The sequence below is a fragment of the Carnobacterium sp. genome, assembly GCF_040274945.1.
In the GTDB taxonomy this organism is placed as follows: domain Bacteria; phylum Bacillota; class Bacilli; order Lactobacillales; family Carnobacteriaceae; genus Carnobacterium_B.
Genome location: NZ_JBEMAR010000003.1, coordinates 52,379 through 68,434 on the forward strand (window position 1 = coordinate 52,379; position 16,056 = coordinate 68,434).

A 16,056-nucleotide genomic window follows, 5' to 3' on the forward strand; every position below is an offset into this window, starting at 1 on the left:
CAAATACTTATTATTGGGGGCCTTTTTTTTGAAAATTATTGTCGTAGGAACATCACATGCTGGCTATGAAGCCATTCAAACATTATTGAAGGAGCAACCAGATGCTGAATTGCATTTGTATGAACGTGGAGATACCGCATCATTCTTATCTTGTGGAATTCAAAGTTACTTAGAAGGCATTGCTGAGTCTTTAGATAGTTTACATTATGCAACAGAGGATTCGTATATCGAACAACATGTAAATGTTCATATGAATAGTGACGTTGTTGGGATTAACCCCAAAGCTAAAACCATTACTGTTAAAACAACTGACGGAGAAACTGAAGAAAGCTATGATAAATTGATTCTTTCTCCTGGTGCAGCGCCTGTAAAAATTCCAATTCCTGGTGCTGACTTAGATAATATCTTCTATGTACGTGGCCGTAATTGGGCTGAAAAAGTTAAAACACGTATGGGTCAATCGAAAAAAGCGGTTGTTGTCGGTGGAGGTTACATCGGTATTGAAGTAGCTGAAGCATTTGCTAAAGTAGGTATTAAGACAACGGTTATTGATTCTTTAGACCGCGTATTGAATACGTACCTAGATAAAGAATTTGTTGATGTATTGAACGAAAATATGGATCAAAATGGATTGACTGTTCGCACAAGCGAAATGGTTAAAGAAGTTGTTGGCGAAAACGGAACCGTTAAAAAAGTTGTAACGGATAAAGGGGAATACGAAGCAGACACGGTAATTATGGCTGTTGGTGTTCGTCCAAATACGAAATGGCTTCAAGGAATCGTTGAATTAAACCCTGACGGAACTGTTGTTATTGACGACTACCTAGAAACCTCTGAAAAAGATATTTTTGCAATGGGAGATGCTACAAAAATTCCCTTTGCGCCAAATCATGGTTCAAAACTAATTGCTTTAGCATCTAATGCTCGTCGTCAAGGAGTGATTGCAGCTAAAAACATTTTAGAGAAAAAAGTTAAAATGCCTGAAGTATCTGGGACATCTGGTTTAACATTATTCGACTACAAATTAGCTTCTACAGGTGTGAAAGACATCGATCAAGACTCCATTGACGCTGAAGTAGCTAGCACATTCGTAGTAGAAAATATTCGTCCGACTTTTATTGATGACGAAAAAGTCATGATGAAAATTCACTTTGAAAAAGACAGTCACCGCATTGTGGGTGCTCAATTGATGTCAACTTATGACGTTACAGCTTCTATCAATGTACTATCGGTAGCTATCTCTTCAGGTTGGACTTTAGAAAAATTAGCCTTTGCTGATTTCTTCTTCCAACCAGGATTCAACCGTCCATGGAACTACCTAAATGTTCTTGCTCAAAAAGCTTTAGATGATAACTTTGATAGTGAAAAATTATAGTACTTTTTCATACAAACGATAAATAAAAAAGTTGCTAAATTTAAAAAACTAATACAATAAAAAACAGCTTCACAGTAGGGAAAATTCCTATTGTGAAGCTGTTTTTGTGCTTCTAAAGCTGAAGTTTTATACACGCTTTTCAGCTAGATGATGTCTCAGCTTCTTCGTACAGTTTTAAATTTTATCTATTATTTAGAGTTTTTGTCGATGAATGCTACGAATGCATCTGCAACAGTTTGTAAGAATTCAATTGATCCTGGAACTACTTGTCCGTCTTCACCAATTGTTTTAGATGCATCAATATAAAGTTCTGGTTGAGCCATAACTGGGCTGTCACCGAATACTAGTGATTGACGAATTTGGTGGTTAGCTAATGCACCAGAAATACCTGCTGGAGATACTGAACCAACGAGAACTGGTTTTCCTGGCCATACACTTTCTCCCCATGGACGAGAACCAACATCAATAGCATTTTTCAATGAAGCTGGCATACCACGGTTGTATTCTGGAGTTATGAATACATATGCGTCTTGTTCTTTCATTTCTTTACGGAAACGAGTGTAACTTTCTGGAGCATTTTCTTCTAAATCTTCATTGTAAACTGGTAAGTCGCCAATTTCAATAAATGTTACAGTATCATCAGCTGGGAATAACTCAGCTAATTTTTTTGCTACAATTTTATTTAAAGAATCTTTACGTAAACTTCCTACTAAAATCCCAATATTTTTTGACATGAATAATTACCTCCAAATGATTTATTTTATTTTTCCTTATAAATACATCCTACACCCTACACTTACTTTTTACAAGTAAAAAACTAAAATACTTTTACTTCTATATGAATTTCACATTTTTTACCTTATAGTCCCGGAATCGGCTCTACTAATAATGCCTGATGATAAGCATCGTAATAAGTGACTTGCTTCGTTACTAAATCACTTGTCCAAACTGGCACGCCAGCTGCTCCAGCTAGTTCACAAAATTTTTCAAAATCAAACTCTCCTGATTGTGCTCTTTTAATAGCCGATTTGATAGCTTTAGAGTCACTTTGATCAGAAACTACTTTTGGGACCCCATTCAATTTTAAGTCGACAGAATTATCCTCATCAAAATATCGATACGTCCCTTCAGTAACCAAATAATCGTATCGCTTCACACCTAATTTCTGTAGTTCGTGCATTAACTGAGCGAATTCGCCAGCATTCTTTTCTGCATTTATTACTTTTTCAATCTCTTGGTAATTTAGACTCATTTAAATTAGCTCCTTTTTATATTCGTTAGTATGTTAATCTTCATTTGTTTCTTTCAACTTAAGTTTAACCTTTGCTTGATAATCTGTGCCCCAGTCTTTCATTGCATCTAAAATGGGCTTTAAACTATCTCCTAATTCTGTCAATGTATATTCAACGCGTGGCGGGACTTCTGCAAAAATTTCGCGGTCAACTAACCCATCTTCTTCCATAGAACGCAAATGTGACGTCAATACTTTTGGTGAAACAGTACCAATCGATTTTCTTAATTCTCCAAACCGTTTAGTCCCATCTAGTAGTTCTCTTAATATCAACACTTTCCAACGATCGTTTATCACCAAAAGTGTCGTCTCTACTGGGCAAGCCGATAATTTATCTCGCATTAAAAACCTCGTCCTCTCGCAATAGTTACTTTTTTGTTACTAAGTAACTTAAAAGTACTAACTTTACATTAGTTACTTAGACTCCTATCATAGTGTTAGAACTTGAAAAAAACAAGCTTTTATAAACCAAATCTCACGAATAGAAAGGTTGATATAAGATGAACTATTTGTTAACAGGAGCAACTGGAGAATTAGGAACTTATGCCTTACATTACTTGAAAGAACAAATTGATTTAACTGATATTGTGGCTCTGGCAAGAACTGAAGAAAAAGCTGCTAAACTTCGTGAACAAGGGATTGAAGTACGGATTGCTGACTTTAGTGACTATACTAGTTTAGTTAAAGCTTTCAACGGTGTCGATCGCATGCTCTTTGTTTCCTCACAACCAGGTGGAGTGGTTTCACGCGATGAACAACACAAAAATGTCGTCAATGCTGCTATAGAAACCGGTGTCTCATTTATCGCTTATACCAGTTTTCCTAAAGGCGCTACCTCAAACAGCCCATTAGCCCAAGATCATATCCTCACTGAAAAATTAATTTCTGAATCTCACATTTCTCACACTTTTTTACGCAACAATTGGTATTTGGAAAATGAAGCAGACACGCTCAATGCAGCAGTAGCAGGCCATGCATTTACGTACTCTGCTGAAAACGGAAAAACGGGTTGGGCATTAAAACGTGAATTTGCTGAGGCTGCTATCAATGTGTTAACGGAAAAAGCAGCTGCACCAGAAATACTTGAATTATCAGGTACTCCAATTACTTATGCAGAACTAGCTGAAGCTCTTAAAACTGCTAGTGGTAAAGAATTTGAAGTTGTTGCAATGAATGATGAAGATTATCAAGCTGCATTAATCAGCAACGGTGTTCCTGAGGCAGCAGTGAGTTTCATTTTAATGATTCAAAATGATATTCGTAACGGTGAATTAAATGTAACATCGGAGGATTTTGAAAAAGCATTAGGCAAATCCTTAACTCCACTTGTTGATGCTTTAAAAGAATTTTTGAAAAAATAACTATAAGTAGAATTTAATCGTTTGTTATAAAGAAATATGCCCTAAAAGTTAGATTTAGTACTCTAACTTTTAGGGCATATTTCATTTTAGGGCAACTTTTTCTTTTACTATTTATTTCTTAAGCTAACTATATATCTTCTGCAACGGATTCACTCAATACCATTCTCTTCGTTTATTGGCGGCTCGACTAAAGATTGTTTTCAGCTCTTTATCATCATTCTCTTCTAGCGTGTACTTCAAAGCATCCAATTCAATTTCGAAGTGTTCAATCGATTTCAACAAGGCTGTTCGGTTATTTAAAAATAATTCACTCCATAAATCAGCATTTATATCAGCGATCCTTGTGAGCTCTTGAAAACTATTTCCAGCAAACATCAGTGTTTCTTCTGAAGCTTGTGTACTATTTACGACCGCTACAGATAAAACATGTATCAATTGACTGACATATGCGATTTGTTCATCATGTTTTTCGGGAGAAACCCGTGTTACTTGATCAAATCCTACTTCTTTATAGAGCTTTTCAATGAGTTTTAGAGAAGCTTCTTTATTTGTAGGAATCGTAGTGATTAAAGCATTGGCTCCTATAAAACGCGTATGATCCGCACCAATGATTCCCTTTTTCTCACTGCCGCGCATGGGATGGGCAAAAACAAAATCGACTGTTGAAGGAAGTACTTTAGAAACTTTTTCTATAATGGCTGTTTTAACACCTGTCACATCGGTTAAAATGGCTCCATCTTTCAAGACATTTCTATATTGTTCGACAAATGGCGCAATTTGATTTGGATAAAGAGAAATCATAATGACATCCATATCCTGCAAAATGTCGTTAGCTTCTACAAATCCCTGTTTGATTATTCCTTGATTTACAGCTGTTTTCACTGTTGCTTCGTTGACATCTACCCCATAGACATTTGTGTATCCGGCTGCTTGAAATCCTTTAGCAAAAGAGCCTCCAATGGCTCCTAACCCAACAATTGCAATATTCATCTTTCCCCACCTTTATTCCTGACTTCTTTTAATGCTTGGATTGCCAATAAATAACCTGTTGCTCCAAAACCTGAAATTTGTCCAATACAAGCTGATGCTATAACAGACTCTTTACGAAAAGATTCACGGGCATGAATCGCACTTAAATGCACTTCAACAGTTGGTATCATTATTGACTTCACTGCATCGTGAATAGCATAACTGTAATGGGTATACGCTGCCGGATTGAGGACGATCCCATCTGCCTTATCCATATGGGCTTGTTGAATCCGGTCGATCAATTCCCCTTCAGAATTGCTTTGAAAAAAAGAACAGTCTACTTCTTGTGTTTCAGCATATTTTTGAATCTTACTTTCAATCTCTTCCAGCGTTTGTGTTCCATAAATTTCGGGTTCACGAGTCCCTAAGAAGTTTAAATTTGGGCCATTAATAATAACGATTTTCATATTATCTTCTCCTTTTATGCGTAATGGTTTCTGGAAGATGGGTCTTAATGTCATTTAATACATCTTCCAAAGTAGATTGATTTTCCACTCGAAAATCAGCTGCTTTTTGATACAAACTAAACCGCTCTTCATGTAATTGGTATAGCTTATTCTTACCTTCTTTTAATAAAGGCCGATGTGCAATTTCGATATCTTTAATGATGTGTTCGATAGGACGATCGATGAACACAATCCACCCTGTTTTTCTTAGTGCCTGAATATTTTCGGGATTCAAAACTACTCCGCCACCACACGAAATAACTGTGTGTTTTTCAGTTGCTGCTATTTTTTTACAGGCTTTTGTTTCAATCGCTCTAAAATGAGCTTCGCTTACTTCAAATAGTTCCGGAATTGACTGTTTTGTTGTATGTTCAATAAAAAGATCGATATCTTTAAACGGCATGCCTAGTTGTTGACTAAGTTTTTCTCCAATAGTACTTTTCCCGCTACCTGTCATACCAATCAACACAATATTCGTCTTCATAAATTTTCACCATTTTTTGTTTTCCATTCAGAAATCAACTCTTCCGTAACTTGTTCACCAATTGAACACTTTTCCCAGATTTCTATTGCTCGAACAGCTTGACCCACTAACATATCTAAACCATTAGCCGTTTGCTTGTTGTTTTCACGTCCCAATCTTAAAAAAGTAGTTTCACTAGGGTTATAAACCAGGTCAATCAAATAATCAAATTGCTGAATAGTCTTCTCACTTAATGGAGACTGATTGATATTAGGGTACATGCCAACAGGCGAAGTATTAATTAAAAAATCTCCCATTAAAGATTGGGCTTCCTCATAATTGGTATACCTTTTATTTTCGGTATTTTTAAACCGTTCTGGCCTCCGTGACACAATATAGATCATCTTAATCCCGTAATCCATTAAATACGCTTCAACTGTTTTCGAGGCGCCTCCTGAGCCTAAAATAACTGCTATTTTCCCGTTTACCTCCCATTGTCTACGGCTTAAAATCAAGCCAAAGCCAGCGTAATCTGTATTGTGCCCAATTAACTTTCCATTTGCATTTTCAATCGTATTCACTGCTCCCATTTTTTTGGCTAACGGACCGACTTCGTCTAGATAAGGGATAACAGCTTCTTTATAAGGAATTGTGATGTTTACCCCATTGATGGATAACGTTCGAATACCATCCATCGCTTGTTTTAATTGTGCTGGTGGAAACGCAAAGAGCTTGTAAGCAGCGTCTAGTCCTACTTTTTGATAAATTAACTTATGGAGGCTTGGAGAATGGCTATGTATAAGCGATTCTCCTAATAATCCGTAAAAGTTCATAAGGCACCTCTTCCCATCCTTTGATAATGTGTTGAAGTATAGACAAAAGAAACCTAAAGTTCAATAAAAAAATTAACGAACAATTATTTCAATTGGATCTAAATCGTTTGGTACCAGTTGTTCAGACTACTTTTATTATTATTTTCAGAAATTAGTTTTTAGTTTTTTGTTGACAACGAATTTTTTAATTGCTAGTATTGGACTCACAGTTGGGAAACAGCTGATAATGATCAATTGAGGAGAGACCACCATGAACTTACAAGCACAACTTAAAACTGCAATGGACTCACAATTGAATAATTATTATTTTAGCTTCTTTATGAGAAAATCTATAGAGGCTAAAGTTTTTTAAGCTGCTAACAACAGTTGCCCTATAGATTTTGAAAGAAATCGAAGGGGCAACGAACTAATCTGATTTTATTTATACTATTAGTGAACTTACCTAACGCTACATTCGATAATCTTTCAATAGACTATCGGGTGTGGCGTTTTTTCGTTTTTCAATAATTTTAGTGGAGGAAAATAGATGATCATTCATACGTTAGGACCAAGCAGCACAGATAGTTATACAGTCGCAGAATCTTTACTCCATTCAGAAGACGATGGTATCGTAGGCTATCCATCTTTTGACAGCTTATTACACAATATTCATCAGTTAACCGAACAATATGTATTGTTCCCTGTAGCTTTTAAAAGCGCCCGAAAAGATTACGGGTGGAAAGAATTTAATTATGATTACTGGGATAAAGTTGAATTAGTAGATGTCTTCCAACAAAAAACCAAGCCCATGGTTCTCATTAAAAATAGCTTTTATGCAGAAAACCGAGCGATGATTCATCCAGCCACCACTATTTTTTTGAAAAAATATTTAATCAAAAAAAACGAAGATACAGTAATTGAATTTTCAGACAGTAAATTCAAAGCTTGGTCAGCCTTTTGTAAAAAGAATCTGAAATATACGATTATTAGTGAGGATGTGTTTGAAAAAGAAAAAAAGGTAGGGTACACGATCGAAGAACGTTATGAGCCAGTAATGGTGTGGTGTTTGTACAAAATAAACTAAACAATACAGAGGAGAATGACTATGATAATCGTATTAAAACAAGGAATTAAAGCAAATGAGGTTAAAGAATTAGCTGCTAAATTAGAATCTCAAGGAGTTACCGTGAGTCATTTCACCGATATCAAGCGCGATTTTCTAGGTCTGATTGGCGATACTAGTGGAATCGATGCTCACCAATTGCATGCTTTTTCGGAAGTAGAACAAGTTATTCGTGTAGAAGATCCTTACAAAAGAGCGAATAGAAAATTTCATCCTGAGAATTCTATCATCAAAATTGGTGACGAAACAATCGGTGGTACTAAATTAGGAATCATCGCGGGACCATGTTCTGTAGAAAGTGAAGAACAAATTGTGACTATTGCAAAACAACTTAAACAAGCTGGTGCGAACTTCTTACGCGGCGGTGCATTCAAGCCAAGAACTTCTCCATACAGTTTCCAAGGTCTTGAATTAGAAGGATTAAAAATGCTCCAAGTTGCTAAAGCTGAAACAGGTATGCCCATCGTGACTGAATTGATGTCGACAAAATGGGTCGATCAATTTGTTGATTCGGTAGACATCATTCAAATTGGTGCACGCAACATGCAAAACTTTGATTTACTAAAAGAAGTTGGACGTACGAATACACCAGTCCTTTTAAAACGTGGCTTATCTGCAACCTACAAAGAATGGTTGATGTCAGCTGAGTACATCATGGCTGGAGGAAATGAAAATGTTATTTTATGCGAACGCGGCATTCGGACATTTGAAACAGAAACCCGCAATACACTAGATATCCAAGCTGTTCCTGTCATCAAAGAGCTTTCTCACTTGCCGATCATTATCGATCCGAGCCATGCTGGTGGAATGTCTTACTTGGTTGAAGCAGGCGCTAAATCAGGTATCGTTGCTGGAGCAGACGGCTTAATGATTGAGGTTCATAACGATCCAGCTAACGCTTGGAGCGATGGCGAACAATGTTTGACACCAGATGAATTTGCTAGATTGATGGAAAAAGCTCGTAAGCTAGCTGATTTCGAAGGTCGTTCAATTAATGAAGCAGCTACTATTCTAACAAAATAAACTGAGGAGGATAAAATCGATGTCTGTCTTAACCGTTAAACTTCCATCACATGAAGTGAGTTATGAGTTAAAAATTGAAAAAGGATTGCTCAACCGCGTCAGTAATGAAGTCTCAAAAGTCTTTACTGGAGCCAAAATTGCCATTGTCACCGATGAAACCGTCTATGACCTTTACGCTAAATCCATTATAAAAGATTTGGAAGCAGCGGATTATGAAGTGCAGTGCATTGTTTTGCCTCCTGGAGAACAAACTAAAACATTTGACTCGCTGCCCAATCTCTACAGTGCATTTGCTGAGTTTGGCTTAACACGTAGCGACTTGATCATCGCTCTAGGCGGTGGCGTGATCGGCGACATCACTGGTTTTTCCGCTTCTTCTTACTTGAGAGGTATCTCCTATGTCCAAATCCCCACCACTCTGCTAGCGCAAGTTGACAGTAGTGTAGGAGGAAAAGTGGGCGTCGATTTACCTGAGGGAAAAAACTTAGTCGGTGCTTTTTATCACCCCCTACTCGTCTTGATTGATCCATTGGTTCTAGAGACGTTGACGGATTCTGCCTTTGCTGATGGAATGGCAGAAGTAATCAAGTATGGCTGTATAAAAGACCTTAATTTATTTCATCATCTGATGAACTTGTCTTCTAGAAAAGAAGTCATGCAGCACATTGATTGGCTCATCGAAACCTGTTGTACGATTAAACAAGTGATTGTGCAAGCAGATGAAAAAGATTTGGGTGAACGAATGGTGTTGAACTTTGGGCATACGTTGGGACACGCTATTGAAGCATACTACCAGTATAAAACATATACCCATGGTCAAGGTGTGGCCATTGGCATGGTTGCGATCTCAAGAATTGCAGAATCAAAACAGCTGACACCAATTGGAACCACTGATCGATTAATCACTCTTTTAAAACAGCATCGTTTGCCTATTGAACTAGAGGATTTTGAAGATTATCCTAAACTACTATCTTATATCAAAAAAGATAAAAAAAATATTGCAGGTAGTTTATCCGTGATTGTTTTATCTAACATCGGAAACGCTACCGTACATCAAACGTCTTTATCATTTTTCGATTCTTTAGACACTGGAGGAACAGCATGACTAATCTAACCCTTACTCCTAATGCGTTAAATGGAACTGTTATTGTCCCGCCATCTAAAAGTATGGCGCATCGTGCAGTGATTTGCGCCAGTTTAGCAGCAGGTCGTAGTACGATCAAGAATATTCAACTATCTGATGATATCCTTGCAACTATCGAAGGTATGCGTTCGTTTGGAGCGATTATTTCTTACGATGATCAGACATTGACAATCGATGGCATCCGTAATGGAGCTGCTAAGGAAAGCCGCACAATCAATTGCAATGAGTCCGGCTCTACCTTGCGTTTTCTGATTCCTCTAGCGACCTTGTTTACAGGAGAAACGCACTTTATCGGTCAAGGACATTTAGGCAAACGCCCGCTTGAACCTTATCAAGAATTATTCGACGCTCAGTCACTCCACTATAATCAAGCCGCAACTGAAAACCTACAGTTGAGTGTCGCAGGACCTTTGACACAAGGTATCTATGAAATGCGTGGCGATATCAGTTCCCAGTTTATCACTGGTATGTTACTAACTTTGCCTTTACTTGCCGGAGACTCTGTCTTAAAAATTACGACTCATTTAGAATCGAAAGGCTACATTGATTTGACCCTGTCTGTCTTACAATCCTTTGGTATTGTAATTGAACAAGATGAGACTGGACAAGAATACCGCATTAAAGGCCAGCAAGCTTATACCGCCCGTGATTATACAGTCGAAGGCGATTACTCGCAAGCAGCCTTCTGGTTGAGTGCAATTGCATTAGGGAATGAGCTTTTAGTAAACGGTCTAGCTTCAGATTCTCTACAAGGTGATCAAGCTATCGTTTCGATCTTAGATACATTAAGTGGCGGTTCTACTGATAATGAACGCGTTATAGATGGAGCCCAAGTACCCGATATTATTCCAGTAGTGGCTTTAGTCGCTGCATTAAGTAAAGGAAAAACAAAAATTATCCATTTGGAACGGTTAAGAATCAAAGAAAGTGATCGCTTAATTGCCACACAAAAAGAGTTGTCAGCTTTAGGCGCACGAATCAAAATTATAGATGATTCACTTTTGATCGAAGGGGTTTCTGAATTATCCGGCGGTCAACAAGTTTGGAGCCATAAGGATCATCGCATGGCTATGATGTTGGCCATTGCTTCAACGGTATGTAAAGAACCGATACACATTAAAGACACAGATTGTGTCAAAAAGTCCTATCCCAACTTTTGGGAAACATTCCAACAACTAGGAGGAAAAATACATGAGTGGAATATGGGGTAAAAATTTACAACTCTCACTATTTGGAGAGTCACATGGCGTGGCGATTGGCGTTACGATCAATGGTCTGCCTCCAGGTTTAGAAATAGATATGGACCAGGTTTTAGTTGAAATGGCACGCAGAGCGCCGGGGAAAAATGAATTGACGACACCAAGAAAAGAAAAAGATCACCCAGAAATTTTAAGTGGCTTTTTAGACGGGAAAACAACTGGTGCACCACTGACTGCAATCATTTGGAACACAAATACGCGCTCCAAAGACTACAGTGTGCTGAAAGATGTTATGCGCCCAGGACAAGCTGATTACCCCGGACGAGTGCGTTACAATGGCCACAATGACCATCGTGGCAGCGGCCATTTTTCCGGGAGGATCACTGCTCCTCTCGTATTTGCAGGTGCTATTTGTCAGCAATGGCTGAAACAAAAAGGCGTAACAGTAGGATCTCATATTCAATCGATTGGAACAATCGAAGATGAAACTTTCGAGGATCAAGAAACGATCACGTTAGAGCAAATCGAACAGTTCAAAGAAGAACAACTTCCTTTGTTTAATACTGAAAAAAAGGAAGAAATGACCGACTTGATTTTGGCAGCAAAAGAAGATGGGGATTCTGTAGGCGGCATCGTTGAAACATTTGTCTTAGGATTAGATGCTGGGTATGGGAATCCATTTTTTGACTCAGTTGAATCTCAACTGGCTCACCTCGTATTTGCCGTTCCAGCCATTAAGGGCATTGAATTTGGAACAGGATTCGACATTACCAAAATGCGCGGTTCAGAAGCGAATGATGAATACTACTATGATGAACAAGGGCGCATCAAAACACGCTCCAACAATAATGGTGGAATCATTGGCGGGATTACTTATGGCATGCCAATCGTTTTCAGAGCTGCTGTTAAACCACCTGCTTCCATCAAAAAGAAGCAACAGACGATCAACATCCAAGAAGGAACAGAAACTGAATTAGAAGTTGAAGGACGTCATGATCCTTGTATTGTCCCACGAGTTCTGCCGGTCTTAGAGGCGGTTACCGCTATCGGATTAATGGATTTGATGCTTGGAGGACAATCGAATGAATGAATTGGAACAGTACCGCAAAGAGATTGATGAGATTGATCAGGAACTTACTCGCTTGTTTGAGTTACGGCTAAACACAGTTTTAAAAGTCGGTCGCTACAAAAAGCAACGCAACTTACCTGTATTGGATGCCAGCCGCGAGCAAGCTGTTATCGAAAAAAATATTAGCCGCTTAACAGATAAAACATTTGAACCGCAAGTAACGAAGCTTTTTCAATCTATGATGGATATCACGAAAGAAACTCAAACGGCTCTCTTAAAATCAGAACCGTAATTTATCGATTTATTGCACAAAATCGGGTTATTCATGAACGGTTGCGTTCATTGAATAACCTATTTTTTTATAGCTGATGTTGCCCTTTTTTTCTCCCAAAGATAACTTACTCCATTAAATTTATTCCTTCTAAATTCTCATACAACTGGAGATACTCATGGCATTTCATATTTCTGGGCACGCATATTTATCTTCCGAAAGAAATCATGGATTGGTGTGCTATTCCCCAGTATTTTGCTGGGATAATTTCTGTCACGCGTTCTTCAATTTGTTTGGGCGTGGCATTTTCTGCTATAGAGTTTCATAATTTCATAAACAACGTGTTGAGCAGCTTCTTTTGTTAGCATAGATATTCTTTTCCTTCTTTCAATCCCCTCTATGTATACCCTGTCTTCAGTTATAAAATTTTTAATTCGATTGGCACAATTTTAGTATATCTTATAACGAGCAAAAAAACCCCAGAAATAATTCTTTTTCCTTCTGGGATTTACTATTTTTCGAATCCGCAAATTATGCGTGATAAGCGTGATCTGTTTCAGATAGCGTGTTGTATACCCCTGCATAGGTTCCACACACATCTCCAGGAATAGTATAGTTGGATGTTATTTTACGTAATTTCACAAATTCTTCCTCTAAATGTGGCTTACCGGTGGTACCTGCTTCTGTTGTCTTTTCCTTCATTGTATTAAATAAACTTCGTACTTCAAACGCTTCAGGATGGTTCTTACCGTGTGCACGCGTGATTGCTAGTGTAAATATATCCAATTTTTCAAAATAGTGCTCTGCTACTTCATTAAATGTTGCCATTAGTGAATTCCTTCTTTCTTGTGTAGGTTATTTTGCTTTATAACAGCAGTATAGTCCATATGTCACAATGGAAAATTGACCCACATCAAGTTTTGAAATCTTGACAAAATCAAAAAAAGTCAAAGAAACAAACTATTGTAAAGCTTACATTTTATTTCTTTGGCTTTTTATGAAGTAACACCATCACACAGATTGTTAGGTAATTAAAGTAAAATCGACACAATCAAATCATCAAATTTTCTACTATCGATATCTTTTCCTAAGCCAATTTTGATATTGCCTGCTCTCGTCCATAATTCAACTTTCGCATTGATATCAAAATTTCCTGCATTTTCGGTGGACTACATGTTGATTGAACTATAAGGTAAAGAATAAATCTCGATTTTCTTCCCACGTAATCCTTGTGCATCACGAACAATCAATCGTTTGTTCGATTTTCTATTTTCGTTTCTAAATAGTTTTTCTAATTTAATACACCACGAGGTATTGTATGTAAAGCTTATTTTTTTTAAATATAATAAAAGCTAGTAGCTACATTCAAGGGATTAATACTTGTTTTGCAAATGATAATTTGCTATATTTAGATTGTAATTATTATAATTAAATAACTATTACGAAATGGAGTGATTAGGATAATGAGTATTGATTTTAAAGATCATGGCAAAAAACCTTATGTTGTAAATATTGAAGATGCTACAGTGCAAAATGATAACTACCGTACAACGATATGGACAGGCGCTAAATTACAAGTAACCGTCATGACTATTCAACCAAACGATGATATTGGCCTAGAAGTTCATCATGGAATTGATCAATTTATTCGCATCGAAGAAGGCCAAGGGCTATGCCAAATGGGACCTTCTGAAGATAACTTAAATTTTGAACAAGTTGTTTCTGAAGATGAAGCAGTATTGGTTCCAGCAGATATGTGGCACAATATTAAAAATACTAGTGACAAACCACTAAAATTATATACCATTTATGCTGGTCCTGATCATGTTGAAGGTACTATACACCCAACTCATGAAGACGCAGAAAACGATCCTAATGAACACTAAAAAAAGCCTCGCTTTATAAAAAAAGACTGTTTTGAGTCCAAATATTTGAGCAACAGCTCTAAATATTGGACTCTCATTTTTGTAATTTATTAAATATAGACTAAGGAGGAGAATATATGGAGACACCACTATTAAACACAACCCAACTAGGCTACGAATTAGATGGAAAAGCTATTTTAAAAGGAATAACGCTGTCTGTTGAAGAGGGAGAATTCTTAACGATTACAGGACCCTCAGGAAGTGGAAAAAGTACCTTATTAAAAATTATTGCTTCACTCTTGTCTCCAACTGAAGGAACCGTTTCTTATCAAAGTAAACCAATTGATGACTACGAACCTACTGATTATCGCAAAGAAGTATCCTACTGTTTCCAAACAGCAACGCTTTTTGGAGAAACTGTAAAAGATAATCTAATGTTCCCATTCGTTATCAGAGATCAGCCTTTTAATGAAAAAAAAGCCTTAGATGCTTTAAAAAAAGTTGGTTTAGGAGCAGAGTATTTAACTAAATCAGTCAACGCATTGTCTGGTGGGGAAAAGCAAAGGGTAGCATTGATTCGTAATGTTTTATTTATGCCTAAAGTCCTCTTACTAGATGAAGTAACCAGCGCGTTAGATCATGAAAACCAAGAAATTATTCGTAATTTAATTCGTAATCTCAATCACGAACAGGGTGTTACAATCTTGTGGGTCACCCATAATGCAGTAGAGATTCAAGCTTCAAATCGTATTATTCAATTAGTTAATGGCGAAATGGAGGAACCGAAATGAACTTAGCTATTAATAATTCATCCTTATTCTTTGCAACTGCCTTAGTTGGTATAGCACTTATTGTTGTTTATAAAGAAAAGTTAGGCTTAGGTAAAGATATTTTAATCGGTGTTATTCGAGCCGTTATTCAACTATTTGCTGTTGGTTATTTATTGGGCTATGTCTTTAAATTAAATAATATTATTGTGACATTAGCACTTGTTTTAGTTATTATTTTTAATGCCTCTTTTAATGCGGGGAAGAAAAGCAATGGTATATCAAATGCATTTAAAATATCTTTTATTGCAATCTTAACAGCTACTAGTTTAACTTTGATTGTTTTACTATTATCAGGATCTATTTTATTCATCCCTTCTCAGGTTATTCCAATATCAGGAATGATTGCCAGTAACTCAATGATTGCGATTGGAATTTGTTACCGTAATTTGAACTCGAAATTTAAAGACCAACGTCAACAAGTATTAGAAAAATTGGCCCTAGGGGCAAATTTAAAACAAGCTTCTATCTCTATAGTACGTGATAGTATTCGTGCAGGAATGCTCCCAACAATAGAATCTGCAAAGACAATCGGAATTGTTAGTTTACCCGGTATGATGTCAGGATTAATGTTTGCTGGCGTAAACCCTACGCATGCGATAAAGTACCAAATCATGGTTACCTTTATGTTGCTATCCACTACAAGTATTGCATCTGTGATTGCTAGTTACCTGGCTTATAAAGAATTTTATACAGCAAGGAAACAACTAAAAGATTAAAACCAATAAAAAGCGTGTGAGCCTATCGGAAATTCCAAT

19 protein-coding genes and 1 pseudogene are annotated in these 16,056 nt (G+C 37.1%); 11 read left to right on the forward strand and 9 right to left on the reverse strand.

The genetic code is table 11. The features are described 5' to 3' along the window. The first annotated feature begins 28 nt into the window (after positions 1-28). On the forward strand, positions 29-1,375 hold the full coding sequence (locus tag ABS916_RS04125) for an FAD-dependent oxidoreductase (RefSeq protein WP_350450713.1): 1,347 nt from the start codon (positions 29-31) through the stop codon (positions 1,373-1,375). Between the two features lie 188 nt (positions 1,376-1,563). On the opposite strand, the gene ABS916_RS04130 is transcribed toward ABS916_RS04125, so the two are convergent. The 3 genes from ABS916_RS04130 to ABS916_RS04140 form a co-directional block, all read right to left on the reverse strand. Beyond that, positions 1,564-2,109 carry an NADPH-dependent FMN reductase gene (locus ABS916_RS04130; RefSeq protein ID WP_023179369.1) on the reverse strand — a complete coding sequence of 182 codons (546 nt, stop codon included), beginning with the start codon at positions 2,107-2,109 and terminating at the stop codon, positions 1,564-1,566. A 125-nt stretch (positions 2,110-2,234) separates the two neighbouring features. Beyond that, positions 2,235-2,627 (reverse strand): DUF1398 family protein, encoded by a 393-nt coding sequence (locus tag ABS916_RS04135; RefSeq protein WP_350450714.1) that lies wholly within the window; start codon positions 2,625-2,627, stop codon positions 2,235-2,237. A gap of 33 nt (positions 2,628-2,660) precedes the next feature. After that, complete coding sequence (locus ABS916_RS04140; RefSeq protein ID WP_023179373.1) at positions 2,661-3,008, reverse strand: winged helix-turn-helix transcriptional regulator; 348 nt, start codon at positions 3,006-3,008, stop codon at positions 2,661-2,663. Positions 3,009-3,166: 158 nt separating this feature from the next. Between ABS916_RS04140 and ABS916_RS04145 the strand changes: the two genes are divergently transcribed. Further along, on the forward strand, positions 3,167-4,027 hold the full coding sequence (locus tag ABS916_RS04145; RefSeq protein WP_350450715.1) for an SDR family oxidoreductase: 861 nt from the start codon (positions 3,167-3,169) through the stop codon (positions 4,025-4,027). Between the two features lie 153 nt (positions 4,028-4,180). Here ABS916_RS04145 and ABS916_RS04150 read toward each other — a convergent pair whose 3' ends face one another. The 4 genes from ABS916_RS04150 to aroE are packed head-to-tail and all read right to left on the reverse strand — an operon-like array spanning position 4,181 to position 6,798. Beyond that, the gene (locus tag ABS916_RS04150; RefSeq protein WP_350450716.1) at positions 4,181-5,017 is read right to left on the reverse strand and encodes a prephenate dehydrogenase; all 837 of its coding nucleotides are present in this window, start codon (positions 5,015-5,017) and stop codon (positions 4,181-4,183) included. After that, positions 5,014-5,463 carry a type II 3-dehydroquinate dehydratase gene (aroQ, locus tag ABS916_RS04155; RefSeq protein ID WP_350450717.1) on the reverse strand — a complete coding sequence of 150 codons (450 nt, stop codon included), beginning with the start codon at positions 5,461-5,463 and terminating at the stop codon, positions 5,014-5,016. Before aroQ ends, ABS916_RS04150 begins: the two co-directional genes overlap by 4 nt. 1 nt (position 5,464) lies before the next feature. Then, positions 5,465-5,986, reverse strand: coding sequence for a shikimate kinase (locus tag ABS916_RS04160; RefSeq protein ID WP_350450718.1), 522 nt, complete (start codon positions 5,984-5,986; stop codon positions 5,465-5,467). Then, on the reverse strand, positions 5,983-6,798 hold the full coding sequence (gene aroE / locus ABS916_RS04165; protein WP_350450719.1) for a shikimate dehydrogenase: 816 nt from the start codon (positions 6,796-6,798) through the stop codon (positions 5,983-5,985). The genes ABS916_RS04160 and aroE overlap by 4 nt, the downstream gene beginning before the upstream one ends. 526 nt (positions 6,799-7,324) lie before the next feature. Here aroE and ABS916_RS04170 point away from each other — a divergent pair. The 6 genes from ABS916_RS04170 to ABS916_RS04195 are packed head-to-tail and all read left to right on the forward strand — an operon-like array spanning position 7,325 to position 12,627. Then, positions 7,325-7,861: a hypothetical protein gene (locus tag ABS916_RS04170; RefSeq protein ID WP_251165841.1), complete on the forward strand. Its 537-nt coding sequence runs from the start codon at positions 7,325-7,327 to the stop codon at positions 7,859-7,861. A 21-nt stretch (positions 7,862-7,882) separates the two neighbouring features. Next, the gene (gene aroF, locus ABS916_RS04175; RefSeq protein ID WP_350450720.1) at positions 7,883-8,923 is read left to right on the forward strand and encodes a 3-deoxy-7-phosphoheptulonate synthase; all 1,041 of its coding nucleotides are present in this window, start codon (positions 7,883-7,885) and stop codon (positions 8,921-8,923) included. 19 nt (positions 8,924-8,942) lie between these two features. Then, positions 8,943-10,028 (forward strand): 3-dehydroquinate synthase, encoded by a 1,086-nt coding sequence (gene aroB, locus ABS916_RS04180; protein ID WP_350450721.1) that lies wholly within the window; start codon positions 8,943-8,945, stop codon positions 10,026-10,028. Then, a complete protein-coding gene (gene aroA / locus ABS916_RS04185; RefSeq protein WP_350450722.1) occupies positions 10,025-11,278 on the forward strand; it encodes a 3-phosphoshikimate 1-carboxyvinyltransferase in 1,254 nt (417 codons plus the stop codon). Before aroB ends, aroA begins: the two co-directional genes overlap by 4 nt. Beyond that, the gene (gene aroC / locus ABS916_RS04190; RefSeq protein ID WP_350450723.1) at positions 11,259-12,356 is read left to right on the forward strand and encodes a chorismate synthase; all 1,098 of its coding nucleotides are present in this window, start codon (positions 11,259-11,261) and stop codon (positions 12,354-12,356) included. The genes aroA and aroC overlap by 20 nt, the downstream gene beginning before the upstream one ends. Beyond that, positions 12,334-12,627, forward strand: a complete 294-nt coding sequence (locus ABS916_RS04195; protein ID WP_350450724.1) for a chorismate mutase — start codon at positions 12,334-12,336, stop codon at positions 12,625-12,627. The genes aroC and ABS916_RS04195 overlap by 23 nt, the downstream gene beginning before the upstream one ends. Before the next feature lie 510 nt (positions 12,628-13,137). Here ABS916_RS04195 and ABS916_RS04200 read toward each other — a convergent pair. Then, positions 13,138-13,434, reverse strand: a complete 297-nt coding sequence (locus ABS916_RS04200; RefSeq protein ID WP_350450725.1) for an iron-sulfur cluster repair di-iron protein, ric — start codon at positions 13,432-13,434, stop codon at positions 13,138-13,140. A gap of 203 nt (positions 13,435-13,637) precedes the next feature. Next, positions 13,638-13,907, reverse strand: a pseudogene (locus tag ABS916_RS04205) (PH domain-containing protein). A gap of 162 nt (positions 13,908-14,069) precedes the next feature. Between ABS916_RS04205 and ABS916_RS04210 the strand changes: the two are divergent. The 3 genes from ABS916_RS04210 to ABS916_RS04220 all read left to right on the forward strand — a co-directional run bounded on the left by ABS916_RS04210 (position 14,070) and on the right by ABS916_RS04220 (position 16,017). Continuing rightward, entirely contained in the window at positions 14,070-14,492 is a 423-nt protein-coding gene (locus ABS916_RS04210; protein ID WP_023179409.1) for a cupin domain-containing protein, read from the forward strand. Between the two features lie 116 nt (positions 14,493-14,608). Further along, positions 14,609-15,262: an ABC transporter ATP-binding protein gene (locus tag ABS916_RS04215; protein WP_023179411.1), complete on the forward strand. Its 654-nt coding sequence runs from the start codon at positions 14,609-14,611 to the stop codon at positions 15,260-15,262. After that, positions 15,259-16,017 (forward strand): ABC transporter permease, encoded by a 759-nt coding sequence (locus tag ABS916_RS04220; RefSeq protein ID WP_350450726.1) that lies wholly within the window; start codon positions 15,259-15,261, stop codon positions 16,015-16,017. The genes ABS916_RS04215 and ABS916_RS04220 overlap by 4 nt, the downstream gene beginning before the upstream one ends. The last annotated feature ends 39 nt before the right edge of the window (positions 16,018-16,056 follow it).

Excerpts from the sequence above, each read along its gene's own strand:
- ABS916_RS04130 (WP_023179369.1), bottom strand. The coding sequence starts at position 2,109 with ATGTCAAAAAATATTGGGATTTTAGTAGGAAGTTTACGTAAAGATTCT.
- ABS916_RS04135 (WP_350450714.1), bottom strand. The coding sequence starts at position 2,627 with ATGAGTCTAAATTACCAAGAGATTGAAAAAGTAATAAATGCAGAAAAG.
- ABS916_RS04140 (WP_023179373.1), bottom strand. The coding sequence starts at position 3,008 with ATGCGAGATAAATTATCGGCTTGCCCAGTAGAGACGACACTTTTGGTG.
- ABS916_RS04145 (WP_350450715.1), top strand. The coding sequence starts at position 3,167 with ATGAACTATTTGTTAACAGGAGCAACTGGAGAATTAGGAACTTATGCC.
- ABS916_RS04150 (WP_350450716.1), bottom strand. The coding sequence starts at position 5,017 with ATGAATATTGCAATTGTTGGGTTAGGAGCCATTGGAGGCTCTTTTGCT.
- aroQ (WP_350450717.1), bottom strand. The coding sequence starts at position 5,463 with ATGAAAATCGTTATTATTAATGGCCCAAATTTAAACTTCTTAGGGACT.
- ABS916_RS04160 (WP_350450718.1), bottom strand. The coding sequence starts at position 5,986 with ATGAAGACGAATATTGTGTTGATTGGTATGACAGGTAGCGGGAAAAGT.
- aroE (WP_350450719.1), bottom strand. The coding sequence starts at position 6,798 with ATGAACTTTTACGGATTATTAGGAGAATCGCTTATACATAGCCATTCT.
- ABS916_RS04170 (WP_251165841.1), top strand. The coding sequence starts at position 7,325 with ATGATCATTCATACGTTAGGACCAAGCAGCACAGATAGTTATACAGTC.
- aroF (WP_350450720.1), top strand. The coding sequence starts at position 7,883 with ATGATAATCGTATTAAAACAAGGAATTAAAGCAAATGAGGTTAAAGAA.
- aroB (WP_350450721.1), top strand. The coding sequence starts at position 8,943 with ATGTCTGTCTTAACCGTTAAACTTCCATCACATGAAGTGAGTTATGAG.
- aroA (WP_350450722.1), top strand. The coding sequence starts at position 10,025 with ATGACTAATCTAACCCTTACTCCTAATGCGTTAAATGGAACTGTTATT.
- aroC (WP_350450723.1), top strand. The coding sequence starts at position 11,259 with ATGAGTGGAATATGGGGTAAAAATTTACAACTCTCACTATTTGGAGAG.
- ABS916_RS04200 (WP_350450725.1), bottom strand. The coding sequence starts at position 13,434 with ATGGCAACATTTAATGAAGTAGCAGAGCACTATTTTGAAAAATTGGAT.
- ABS916_RS04210 (WP_023179409.1), top strand. The coding sequence starts at position 14,070 with ATGAGTATTGATTTTAAAGATCATGGCAAAAAACCTTATGTTGTAAAT.
- ABS916_RS04215 (WP_023179411.1), top strand. The coding sequence starts at position 14,609 with ATGGAGACACCACTATTAAACACAACCCAACTAGGCTACGAATTAGAT.
- ABS916_RS04220 (WP_350450726.1), top strand. The coding sequence starts at position 15,259 with ATGAACTTAGCTATTAATAATTCATCCTTATTCTTTGCAACTGCCTTA.